This is a genomic window from Photobacterium angustum, from assembly GCF_003026365.1.
Lineage (GTDB): Bacteria > Pseudomonadota > Gammaproteobacteria > Enterobacterales > Vibrionaceae > Photobacterium > Photobacterium angustum.
Genome location: NZ_PYOM01000025.1, coordinates 16,638 through 28,754 on the forward strand (window position 1 = coordinate 16,638; position 12,117 = coordinate 28,754).

A 12,117-nucleotide genomic window follows, 5' to 3' on the forward strand; every position below is an offset into this window, starting at 1 on the left:
ATCATCCCTCTTAATGCTTCAATCTTAGCATTTTAGCGGCTACTTTTTACTCGACTTTTAAAATTGCTATTGTTATTCTCGGCGCAAACTGATTAACAACCAAGCGATATACTGATGGATGGGGTAAACCCAGTAGGGAATTTTCCCTTCAGCGATCAGCTTGCTAACATCTGGCCATGGACGAGCCTGACAACAGGTGATTATATGCGACCAGCATCTCCCGTCAGGTATGTAAGTACCCCTCGTAGCCCTTCACGCCTTCGCGCAACGGCTCATGCTCCACATTTTAAAACGAAACAGACAGCCGTTGTTGAGATTTCATTAACGAATAACGATATAAAGTTAAAGCGTAATGAGTTAGGCACGCAAATACTGCCATCAATCACCAAGCAAAATATCGCGTAATAGTAATAAAACGATCGAAAGAAAGCAGCTTTTGCTGCTTTTTTACTTCGTTTTGTCATTACAGCGCCATACAACAGATTGTAACCCCGTGTGCTTTGTTATAATTTATCCCTATTAAAACTATGACAATTTGATCGTGATAACGATCACTCAGCCTCAACTACGGAGTCACTATGAAAACGCATCGCGTCAATGAACTCATCGAACTGCTTCATCCTGAATGGCAAAAAGATCCTGATCTAAATTTAGTGGAGTTTTTATTAAAACTGGCTGAAGAAGCAAAGTATAACGGCCCATTAGAGTCACTCACTGATGATGTACTGATTTATCACTTGAAGATGCGTAACAGTGACAAAGACGCCATGATCCCTGGGCTTGCAAAAGACTGCGAAGATGATTTCAAAACCGCAATCTTACGCGCTCGCGGTATTATTAAATAACCTCACTATGATTTAACGTTAAAAGCCAGTGAATATTCACTGGCTTTTTTGTGCCCAAACTACCAAGTTCAGCACTGATTTTAGGTCTAATCATCGCCTTACGTTACAATTATGTGATTAACAAAGCGTGGTACATATTAATAATTAGCACTCAGCGCCGACAGTCGATTTATTGGTAGCCTTCACTAAACTAATGACGACATACATTAAATTAGGTGGCAAATTAACCCCTGAATTCTCGTTATCTCAAGATTAAGGTAAACTGCAGCCTTAATTTCCGTCTTTAAGGCTGTTTCATGGAAAAAAACGATTTTTGTTTTTCGAATCTCACACCTGATTTGCTACTTGATGCCTTAGATAGCATTGATGTTCGTGCAGAATCAGGATTACTGGCTCTCAATAGTTATGAAAATCGGGTCTACCAGTTTAAAGCGGAAGATGGCGCACGTTATGTCACCAAATTCTATCGCTCAGAGCGTTGGAGTGATGAGCAAATTGAAGAAGAGCACCAATTCACACAAGAATTGGCTGACAATGAAATTCCTGTTGCCGCACCTATAAATATCAATGGGAAAACACTACATAACTTTAATGGTCATCGTTTTGCTTTATTCCCAAGTGTCGGCGGTCGACAATTTGAAGTCGATAATTTCGACCAATTAGAATGGGTCGGTCGCTATTTAGGTCGCATTCATCTAGTGGGGCAACGCCAGCCTTTTCAACATCGTCCAACCATGGGTCTGGATGAATACGTCTATCAGCCTCGAAAATTATTAGAGCACAGTCAGTTTATACCCGATCACCTTAAGAACGTCTTTTTCGCCGATCTTGATCTACTGATTAAAAACCTCGAACAGCATTGGTCTACCGATTGGCAAGCGATTCGTCTTCATGGCGACTGTCACCCAGGTAATATTTTATGGCGTGATGGCCCGATGTTTGTCGATCTTGACGATGCTCGTAATGGTCCAGCCATCCAAGATTTATGGATGCTATTAAACGGTGAGCGCGCCGATCAATTAGCCCAACTGGATACTTTACTTGAAGCTTATGGTGAATTTGCAGATTTTGATCAACGTCAATTGCAACTAATCGAGCCTTTACGCGGTCTTAGAATGGTGCATTATATGGCATGGTTAGCAAAACGCTGGCAAGATCCTGCATTTCCCCGTGCATTCCCTTGGTTTGCTGATGCAAAATACTGGGAAGGGCAAGTGCTTGCATTCAAAGAACAAATTGCCTCGCTACATGATGCACCATTACAACTCATGCCACAGTGGTAAACACAAAAACGTATTAACATAAAAATTCAGGTTATATTTATAACCGTGATAAGGATAATCAGGGAGTTATATCAATGTTCAAGAAGTTACTCACGCTAGCTAGTGCGGCGTTACTATCATTTTCAGTGCACGCTGCTAAATTTACTGAGGGTGATTACTACAAAGTTCTCGATCTACCAAAATCTGAAACACCCATTGTGACTGAGTACTTCTCTTTATACTGCCCGCATTGCTATCAGTTTGAACCTATGATCAAACAGCTAAAAACTAAATTGCCTGAAAATGCAAAGTTACAAAAAATGCATGTTTCATTCATGGGTGGCCCAATGGGTAAAGTGATGAGTAAAGCCTTCGCTACCTCTGTCGTATTAGGTGTTCAAGATAAAATGATACCGGTGTTCTTTAACCGTATCCACACCATGAACAAGCCACCACGTAATGAAGAAGAAGTGCGTCAAATCTTCATTGATGAGGGAGTTCCTGCGGCTGAATTTGATGGTGCATTTAATAGCTTTGCAGTAAATTCAATGGTAAGCCGTTTTGATAAATCCTTTGAGGATGCAGGCCTAACAGGTGTGCCAGCGGTTGTGGTTAACAACAAGTACCTTGTACAAACAGGTAAAATTAAATCGGCTGACGAATACTTTGAGTTAGTAAACTACTTACTGAAAAAGTAATCTCATCTAAAAATAAAAAAGGGCTGTGATGCCCTTTTTTATTATCCAAATAACGATACTTTTTTATATAACTTGGCTATTAATCTGCTTAAGCAGCCTATCCATTGCACGATACCCTAACGCTTCCGCTAAGTGCCCTCGAGAAATATCAGGCTCTCCCGCCAAATCAGCTATTGTGCGCGCCACTTTAATAATTCGATGATAAGCTCGTACCGATAAACCTAACTGATGAAGCGCATTTTCTAAAAATGCCGCATCAGCTTGTTGTAGTGGGCAATACTGTTCTAGCTCTCGCGTCGATAACAAGGCATTCACCTTACCACTGCGAGTTAACATTTGCTGACGAGCATAATCTACCCGTGCTTTAATCGTTACTGTTGAATCACCTCGATCTCCCCCTTTAGTTAACGTTCCTCGGGGTAGGGCTGGGATCTCAATCGACATATCAAACCTATCAAGTAATGGGCCACTTAACCGACTTAAATAACGTAATATCGCCTGCGGGTTGGTACGTGTTTGGTTACCGTCATAGTATCCAGAAGGGCTTGGATTCAGCGCACCGATCAATTGAAAACGCGCAGGAAATGTTGTTTTACTGGTCGCACGAGAAATCACAATATGACCCGACTCTAATGGCTCGCGTAAAGAATCTAAAACTTTACGTTCAAATTCAGGCATCTCGTCTAGAAATAAAAGCCCATTGTGCGCCAACGATATTTCTCCTGGTTTAGGTACCGAGCCCCCACCCACTAATGCTGCCATAGAGCTCGAATGGTGTGGCGTACGAAAAGGTCTTCTTAACCAATTCCCTTGATGTAACGATTGTGGTGTGAGTGAGGTAACAGCTGCTGTTTCTAACGCTTCTTCATGACTCATCGGCGGTAATAAGTCGCACAATCTTGATGCCAGCATGGTTTTACCCGTTCCCGGTGGTCCTAGGAACAAGATATTGTGACCGCCAGCAGCGGCAATTTCTAACGCACGTTTACCTTGCTGCTGACCGATAATATCTTGCATATCTCGATCTAAAGGAGCCGTTGTTTCTTTAATCTGCTCACTAAAATTTAATGCTAATTGTTGTTGGCCACATAAATAACCACAAACGGCTAATAGACTGGATGCCGATTTATGAACCTCTTTACCGACAAGAGCCACTTGATCGCCATTACTGTCAGGCACCACAAAGCAACGTTTCGCCTTTAACGCTGCTAAAGCAGCAGGCAGCGCCCCCTTTACAGGTCGCAACTCTCCTGATAATGCTAATTCACCAATAAACTCATGCTCTGCTAATTTATCTGTTGGGATCTGGCCTGATGCCGCCAAAATATCTAGCGCAATAGGTAAATCAAATCGCCCACCTTCTTTAGGTAAATCAGCAGGGGCTAAATTGACAGTGATACGCCGTGATGGGAACTCAAAATTCGCATTAATAATTGCACTTCGAACCCGATCTTTAGCCTCTTTTACCGTGGTTTCAGGTAACCCAACTAATGTAAAACTTGGCAACCCATTACTTAAGTGGACTTCTACTGTCACAGGTGGAGCCTGCACACCCACACAAGCTCGACTATGAACAATCGCAAGCGTCATGAACCATCACCTCACTGAGATACAAAAACATTCGTTAATGAAATATTTATTTTTGGTTTCATAAGATGCCTGTAAATGCAGCTCGTTTGCTAAAAAAACCACAGTTTTTGCTTGTCATGCGATAGACGTCTGTGTTACCACTAACATATAGCAACAACTAGACAACAAAAGTTGGACAAATATACATGCGCTTAACAACATCTCTCGTACTCATTATTAATGTCATTGTGGTGATTATGTCACCGCAGCGGGGATTTGCTGGCGCAAAGTAGCGCAAAAGACGCAAACAAAAAGCCCCCGCACTGAGAAGTTCGGGGGCTTTTTTCAACAAATGGATTTGAGTAATCGTTATCATCTCAAATAGATCTCGCAAAGCAAGCAAGGAGCTGCGATGACAGGGGCAGAATTAGTCGTAAAAGCGCTGCATCAGCAGGGTATCAAAACCGTATTTGGTTACCCAGGCGGTGCCATCATGCCAATTTATGACGCTTTATATGATGGTGGAGTAGAGCATATCCTCTGCCGCCATGAACAAGGAGCAGCAATGGCTGCTATTGGTATGGCTCGATCCACCCAAGATGTTGCTGTCTGTATGGCAACATCAGGTCCGGGTGCCACAAACCTCGTCACAGGACTTGCTGATGCCTTTATGGATTCAGTCCCCTTAGTTGCGATTACAGGACAAGTTGCCAGCACCCATATTGGAACCGATGCCTTCCAAGAAATGGATGTGATTGGGATGTCTTTATCATGTACCAAACACAGCTATCTGGTAACAGATGTCAATGATCTTGCGCCAACCCTTGCTGAAGCATTTGTAGTTGCTAAAGCCGGTCGTCCTGGCCCTGTCATTGTCGATATAGCCAAAGATGTACAGCTTGCACAAGCGCCAACCGAATTACTGCCTCCTATTGATCCGCCTGCTATTCCAACGGTCAACAGTGAAGCTATCACTGTAGCTCAACAGTTGTTAGATCAAAGTCATCGCCCCGTAATGTATGTTGGTGGTGGGGTACAAATTGCCCATGCTACCGATACTTTACGTCAATTTTTAAGCCTTAATCCAATGCCTTCGGTCAGTACCTTAAAAGGCTTAGGCTCTATCGAACGCCATGACCCACATTATCTTGGCATGCTTGGTATGCACGGTACAAAAGCGGCCAATCTAGTGGTACAAGAAGCAGATTTATTAATTGTAGTTGGCGCCCGTTTTGATGATCGCGTAACCGGAAAATTGGATACCTTTGCGCCACACGCAAAAGTGATTCATATTGATATTGATGCCGCTGAATTTAGTAAATTACGTCATGCTGATGCGCCATTACGTGGCGATATTAATACTATTTTGCCTCAGTTAGAGCTAAGCCAAGATATCAGCCGTTGGCTCACTCACAGCGAACATGTTCGTAAAATTGGCAAATGGCGCTATGACCATCCTGGCGATCTGATTTACGCACCATTACTGCTTAAGCAATTGTCAGATGTGATGCCAGATAGCAGCATGGTATCTACCGATGTTGGTCAGCACCAAATGTGGGCCGCACAGCATATTCAACCTCGTGAGCCACAAAACTACATTACATCAGCAGGCCTTGGCACGATGGGCTTTGGTTTACCTGCAGCAATGGGAGCCAGTGTTGCCCGTCCTGATGATCAATCTATTCTGATCTCTGGTGATGGTTCGTTTATGATGAATGTACAAGAATTGGGAACGTTAAAGCGCCGTAGTATTCCCGTCAAAATGGTACTTATCAATAACCAACGCTTAGGTATGGTACGTCAATGGCAGTCGCTGTTTTTTGATGGTCGCCACAGCGAAACCATCCTAGATGATAATCCTGATTTTGTAATGTTAGCTAAGGCGTTTGATATCCCAGGAAAAACCATTACTCGCAAAGAAGAAGTGGCTCCTGCACTGGAAGAAATGCTCGCCAGTAAAACCGCTTACTTGTTGCATGTGTTGATTGATGAAGAACAAAATGTATGGCCACTGGTTCCACCGGGTGCTGCAAACCAAGATATGCTGGAGAACACCTAATGGAAAGATATTTACTCAACATTACCGCTAATGATAAGCCTGTATTACTTGAGCGAATTTTACGTGTGATCCGCCATCGAGGCTTCATCATAAAAAAAGTCGATGCAACACAAAATCATCACAGCAAGATAGCCAGAATCGAAATTATCGTCGATAGTACTCGTCCTATATCGACGCTTATCAACCAAATTGAAAAACTGTGGGACATCATCAGTGTAGAGACTTCCCCCCTACAGTTACTGGATTAAATTTTAGAAAGGAATTCAACATGGCAAATACAGCAGATTACATTTGGTTTAACGGTGAGATAGTGCCTTGGGCTGATGCTAATGTTCACGTTTTAACCCACGCAATGCACTATGGCACTTCAGTATTTGAAGGGATCCGTTGCTACAACACGCCAAAAGGCCCAGCCGTTTTTCGTCATGAAGAACACATGGTAAGACTAAAAAATTCGGCAAAAATTTATCGCTTCCCGATCCCATACAGCTGCGATGAGCTAATGAAAATTTGCCGTGAAACGATCCGAGTAAATAAACTCGATTCCGCTTACATTCGTCCATTGGGTTATGTAGGTAATGTTGGCCTCGGCGTTTGCCCTCCCGTTGATACAAAAATGGATTTGATTGTTGCCGCTTTCCCTTGGGGTTCTTACTTAGGTGAAGAAGCGCTAGAAAACGGTGTCGATGCAATGATTTCTAGCTGGAACCGTGCTGCGCCAAATACCATTCCAACAGCTGCAAAAGCAGGCGGTAACTACCTATCATCACTACTGGTTGGTAGCGAAGCACGTCGCCATGGTTACGCAGAAGGGATCGCATTAAGTGTTGATGGTTACCTATCGGAAGGCGCTGGCGAAAATATCTTTGTCATTCGTAATGGTGTTCTTTCAACACCACCAACGACTAGCGCAATTTTACCAGGCATCACCCGTGACACTATCATGATCCTAGCCAAAGAACGTGGTTACGAAGTACGTGAAGAAAACATTGCCCGTGAAGCACTTTACCTTGCCGATGAGATCTTCATGACAGGTACCGCTGCTGAGATTGTGCCAGTACGTAGCGTTGATCAAATTACCGTAGGTGAAGGTAAGCGAGGTCCTATCACCAAAGAGCTGCAAGCTGCTTACTTCGGTCTGTTCAATGGTGAAACAGAAGATAAATGGGGCTGGTTAGATTACGTTTACCCACAAAAATAATTGCCCCTTCATAACCAAACCAACACATACAAAGCTGTCGCTAATACATTAGCGACAGTGCTCTAAAAAGGATTTTCTGTTATGCCTAAATACCGTTCAGCAACCACTACCCATGGCCGAAATATGGCTGGCGCTCGTGCCTTATGGCGCGCAACTGGCGTTAAAGATGAAGATTTCGGTAAGCCGATTATTGCCGTGGTGAACTCGTTCACCCAATTTGTTCCCGGTCACGTCCACTTAAAAGACCTCGGTCAATTAGTCGCTAAGCAAATCGAAGAAGCGGGCGGTATTGCCAAAGAGTTTAATACTATTGCCGTTGATGATGGTATCGCAATGGGTCACGGTGGGATGTTGTATTCACTACCATCTCGTGAACTCATTTCAGATTCTGTTGAGTACATGGTGAATGCCCACTGTGCCGATGCGATGGTATGTATCTCAAACTGTGACAAAATCACCCCGGGAATGTTAATGGCGTCACTTCGCTTAAATATTCCGGTTATTTTTGTTTCTGGCGGACCAATGGAAGCAGGTAAAACCAAGCTTTCAGAGCAAGTGATCAAACTCGATTTGGTTGATGCAATGATCCAAGGTGCCGATCCTAAAGTGTCAGATGAACAAAGTGAGCAGATCGAACGTTCCGCCTGTCCTACCTGTGGTTCGTGCTCTGGTATGTTCACGGCGAACTCAATGAACTGTTTAACCGAAGCATTAGGCTTAAGCCAGCCGGGTAACGGTTCGATGCTGGCAACACACGCAGATCGCGAGCAGCTATTTATTAATGCAGGTAAACGCATTGTGGCACTGACGAAGCGCTACTATGAGCAAGATGATGAATCAGCACTGCCACGTAACATTGCCAATAAGAAAGCCTTCGAAAATGCGATGGCATTAGATATTGCAATGGGGGGATCAACCAATACCGTTTTACACCTTTTAGCCGCAGCGCAAGAAGGTGAAATTGATTTCACCATGACCGATATTGATCGCATGTCTCGTATTGTTCCACACCTATGTAAAGTTGCACCATCAACACCGAAATATCATATGGAAGATGTTCACCGAGCAGGTGGCGTTTACAGTATTTTAGGTGAACTTGATCGCGCAGGTCTCTTCCATAACGATTGTCACAATATTCTGGGTGAAACCTTTGCCGAAAGCTTCAAACACTACGATATTAAAGTAACGGATTCAGAAGAAATTAAAACGTTCTTCCGCGCAGGTCCTGCAGGTATCCGTACCACGCAAGCATTCTCGCAAGATTGCCGTTGGGAAACCCTTGATGATGATCGAGAAAATGGCTGCATTCGTAGTAAAGAGTTTGCCTTTAGCCAAGATGGCGGCCTTGCTGTACTGTCAGGCAATATGGCACTTGATGGCTGTATTGTTAAAACTGCAGGTGTTGATGAAAGTTGCCTAACCTTTACAGGCCCTGCCGTGGTGTTTGAAAGCCAAGATACCGCTGTAGAAGGGATCCTTGGCGGTAAAGTGAAAGCAGGCGATGTCGTGGTTATTCGCTATGAAGGACCTAAAGGTGGCCCTGGTATGCAAGAAATGTTGTACCCGACCACTTACCTTAAATCTATGGGACTTGGTAAAGAGTGTGCGTTGATCACTGACGGTCGATTCTCTGGCGGTACCAGTGGCCTATCTATTGGTCACGTTTCGCCTGAAGCGGCAAACGGTGGCACGATTGGCCTGATCGAAAATGGCGATATTATCGCGATAGATATTCCAAACCGTAGCATTAAACTAAATGTCGATGATGCAACCCTCGCAGCACGTCGTGAAGCAACGAACCAACGCGGTTGGAAACCTGTTGATCGTGAACGTCAGGTTTCTTTTGCCCTAAAAGCCTATGCCAACCTCGCCACCAGTGCAGATAAAGGCGCAGTGCGCGATAAATCTAAACTAGAAGGATAATCACCATGAGCGAAGTGAAACAGGCCACGGATGAAGAGCTACTTAGCGGAGCCGACTATCTTCGCAATATCCTTCGAGCGCCGGTTTATGAGGTGGCGCAAGTCACTCCATTACAAAATATGTCTCGTCTGAGTGCAAGGATTGCAAATCAGATCCAACTTAAACGGGAAGACCGCCAGCCGGTCCACTCGTTTAAGTTACGCGGCGCTTATAACATGATGTCGCAGCTGACTGAGCCTCAAAAAGCTGCGGGGGTGATTGCAGCCTCTGCAGGTAATCATGCGCAAGGTCTTGCTTTATCAAGTCAGAAACTCGGTGTTAAAGCCACGATTGTCATGCCACGTACCACACCTGATATCAAAGTGGATGCGGTACGTAGTTTTGGTGGTGTTGTCGTACTGCATGGCAGTAACTTTGATGAAGCGAAAGGCTATGCTGAACAATTAGCGCAACAACACGGCTATACCTTTATTCCGCCTTTCGATCACCCTTCGGTGATCGCAGGGCAAGGCACTATCGGTATTGAATTAGTCCAACAAAACGGTCATTTGGATTGTGTTTTTGTACCCGTTGGCGGTGGTGGTTTAGCCGCAGGCGTTGCGGTATTGCTAAAGCAATTATTACCTGAAATTAAAGTCGTTGGTGTTGAAGCTGAAGATTCTGCCTGCTTAAAAGCGGCCCTTGATGCAGGTAAACCTGTCTCGTTAGATCAAGTGGGTATGTTTGCAGATGGGGTAGCGGTTAAGCAAATAGGCAGCGAGACTTTCCGTTTATGTCAGCAATACCTTGATGATGTGGTGACAGTAAGTAGTGATGAAATTTGCTCGGCGGTTAAAGATATCTTTGAAGATACGCGCGCGATTGCTGAGCCTTCAGGGGCACTTTCTCTGGCTGGACTAAAAAAATACGTCGAGCAGCACCAAATCCGCGATCAGCAACTTGCCGCTATTTTATCAGGCGCAAACTTGAATTTTCATGGTCTACGCTATGTTTCAGAGCGTTGCGAGTTAGGTGAAAAACGTGAAGGGTTATTAGCCGTTACAATCCCTGAACGTCCGGGTGCTTTTCTTGATTTCTGCCATTTAATTGGGGGGCGAGCAGTAACTGAGTTTAACTACCGTTATAACGATGATGCACTGGCCAATGTTTTTGTCGGTGTGCGTTTAATGCAAGGCCAAGAAGAACTTGATGGCATCATAAAAGATCTGCGAAAAGGTGGATATCCGGTAGTCGATTTATCTGATGACGAAATGGCGAAAGTTCATGTTCGTTATATGATTGGTGGCAGACCATCAAAACCGCTTAAAGAACGTTTATATAGTTTTGAGTTTCCTGAATACCCAGGTGCACTTATTCGCTTTTTAAACACCCTTGGTTGTCATTGGAATATTAGCTTATTTAATTATCGTAATCATGGCGCAGATTATGGTCGTGTATTATGTGGCTTTGAGCTAGAAGACAAAGATTTACTGTCATTTACTAGCCATTTACGCGAACTTGGTTATCAATGGAAAGACGAAACAGAAAATCCAGCCTATAAGTTTTTTCTTGCTCAATAATGAACATCCATAACAAAAAAAGCAGCGTAATCGCTGCTTTTTTATAACAATCAATATGATTAACGACTGTCTGAAACATATTCAAGGCAACAGGAAATCAAATTAATATTTTGTTCGATCATTTTTTGGCGTAAAGGAGAAGGTACCTGTGCATACATTAGCGATAATCGATTGATATCACCGTATTCGGGTGTATTGTCGTCTGAAATAAACCAATGCAAAGGACGCCCTGTTATCTTCGCTATATTCATTAGCATTAATATTCTAGGCTCTGTTTTCCCTGACTCTACATCAAGGTAAGTTTGACGAGCAACACCTAGCTGCTTAGCCATACTCACTTGAGTGAGCCCTTTCCATTCTCTCGCTTCTCGAATCTTTTGTGCAATATGCGCTATTTCTGTCATAGCGTTATTAATCTCACGCTCAACACTATATTCACTCATCATCGACATTTATACCGCACTAAACACATAAACTTTGCTTAAACTATTCTTCGCTAAAATAGATGTCTATGGGGACTAGTACAAAAATGTGATGCGCCATATTCACTGTCACCAAAACTAGACAACAAAAAGATCAAAATGAACAGTTAGGTAGGCATTGATGACTATCGTGATTTGGCTACTTATTTTTATGTGTTAGGGCACGAGTATATTCCGCCATGAAACTCGCTAAGTTGATGCATTGCTGCAAAATAACGTGACGAGCAGAATGTGGCAAGCGACTAAAAAATTGCAATAAGCGATCAATCTCTTCCTTGTACTCACTTTCCAAAATTTCTATCCCTTCATCACCATAAACAAACCAAGTTAATGGCCGCTCGGTGATCTCCGAGATCTCAGACAATAATCGTACTTTAGGCTCTGTTTTTCCGGTTTCTAGATCAAGATACGTTTGGCGAGCAACTTTCAACTGCTGGGCCATATGTACTTGGGTTAATCCTTTCCATTCACGAGCCTCCTTGATCCTAGCGGCAATCTTTGTCTTTGGCTCTGTCATAC

12 protein-coding genes are annotated in these 12,117 nt (G+C 43.6%); 9 read left to right on the forward strand and 3 right to left on the reverse strand.

From position 1 onward, the window contains the following. The first annotated feature begins 114 nt into the window (after positions 1-114). The 4 genes from CTN01_RS20220 to CTN01_RS20235 all read left to right on the forward strand — a co-directional run bounded on the left by CTN01_RS20220 (position 115) and on the right by CTN01_RS20235 (position 2,805). Positions 115-405: a hypothetical protein gene (locus CTN01_RS20220; protein ID WP_236688065.1), complete on the forward strand. Its 291-nt coding sequence runs from the start codon at positions 115-117 to the stop codon at positions 403-405. 173 nt (positions 406-578) lie between these two features. Next, positions 579-845 carry a YihD family protein gene (locus tag CTN01_RS20225; protein ID WP_005372361.1) on the forward strand — a complete coding sequence of 89 codons (267 nt, stop codon included), beginning with the start codon at positions 579-581 and terminating at the stop codon, positions 843-845. 296 nt (positions 846-1,141) lie between these two features. Beyond that, complete coding sequence (locus tag CTN01_RS20230; protein WP_005372360.1) at positions 1,142-2,128, forward strand: serine/threonine protein kinase; 987 nt, start codon at positions 1,142-1,144, stop codon at positions 2,126-2,128. Between the two features lie 74 nt (positions 2,129-2,202). After that, entirely contained in the window at positions 2,203-2,805 is a 603-nt protein-coding gene (locus CTN01_RS20235) for a thiol:disulfide interchange protein DsbA/DsbL (RefSeq protein ID WP_045150114.1), read from the forward strand. A 63-nt stretch (positions 2,806-2,868) separates the two neighbouring features. Here CTN01_RS20235 and CTN01_RS20240 read toward each other — a convergent pair whose 3' ends face one another. Continuing rightward, positions 2,869-4,395 (reverse strand): YifB family Mg chelatase-like AAA ATPase, encoded by a 1,527-nt coding sequence (locus tag CTN01_RS20240; protein WP_045150115.1) that lies wholly within the window; start codon positions 4,393-4,395, stop codon positions 2,869-2,871. 391 nt (positions 4,396-4,786) lie between these two features. Here CTN01_RS20240 and ilvG point away from each other — a divergent pair, with 391 nt between their 5' ends. The 5 genes from ilvG to ilvA all read left to right on the forward strand — a co-directional run bounded on the left by ilvG (position 4,787) and on the right by ilvA (position 11,116). After that, a complete protein-coding gene (gene ilvG / locus CTN01_RS20245) occupies positions 4,787-6,433 on the forward strand; it encodes an acetolactate synthase 2 catalytic subunit (protein ID WP_045150116.1) in 1,647 nt (548 codons plus the stop codon). After that, the gene (ilvM, locus tag CTN01_RS20250; protein ID WP_005372349.1) at positions 6,433-6,681 is read left to right on the forward strand and encodes an acetolactate synthase 2 small subunit; all 249 of its coding nucleotides are present in this window, start codon (positions 6,433-6,435) and stop codon (positions 6,679-6,681) included. Before ilvG ends, ilvM begins: the two co-directional genes overlap by 1 nt. Positions 6,682-6,701: 20 nt before the next feature. After that, positions 6,702-7,634, forward strand: a complete 933-nt coding sequence (gene ilvE / locus CTN01_RS20255; protein ID WP_045150117.1) for a branched-chain-amino-acid transaminase — start codon at positions 6,702-6,704, stop codon at positions 7,632-7,634. An 81-nt stretch (positions 7,635-7,715) separates the two neighbouring features. Then, a complete protein-coding gene (gene ilvD, locus CTN01_RS20260) occupies positions 7,716-9,557 on the forward strand; it encodes a dihydroxy-acid dehydratase (protein ID WP_045150118.1) in 1,842 nt (613 codons plus the stop codon). Positions 9,558-9,562: 5 nt separating this feature from the next. Then, the gene (gene ilvA, locus CTN01_RS20265; RefSeq protein ID WP_005372343.1) at positions 9,563-11,116 is read left to right on the forward strand and encodes a threonine ammonia-lyase, biosynthetic; all 1,554 of its coding nucleotides are present in this window, start codon (positions 9,563-9,565) and stop codon (positions 11,114-11,116) included. Positions 11,117-11,175: 59 nt separating this feature from the next. Here the strand turns inward: ilvA and CTN01_RS20270 are convergent, their stop codons facing one another. Beyond that, positions 11,176-11,568, reverse strand: coding sequence for a helix-turn-helix transcriptional regulator (locus tag CTN01_RS20270; protein WP_052666710.1), 393 nt, complete (start codon positions 11,566-11,568; stop codon positions 11,176-11,178). A gap of 169 nt (positions 11,569-11,737) precedes the next feature. Further along, positions 11,738-12,115, reverse strand: coding sequence for a helix-turn-helix transcriptional regulator (locus CTN01_RS20275; RefSeq protein ID WP_005372339.1), 378 nt, complete (start codon positions 12,113-12,115; stop codon positions 11,738-11,740). Positions 12,116-12,117: the final 2 nt, after the last annotated feature.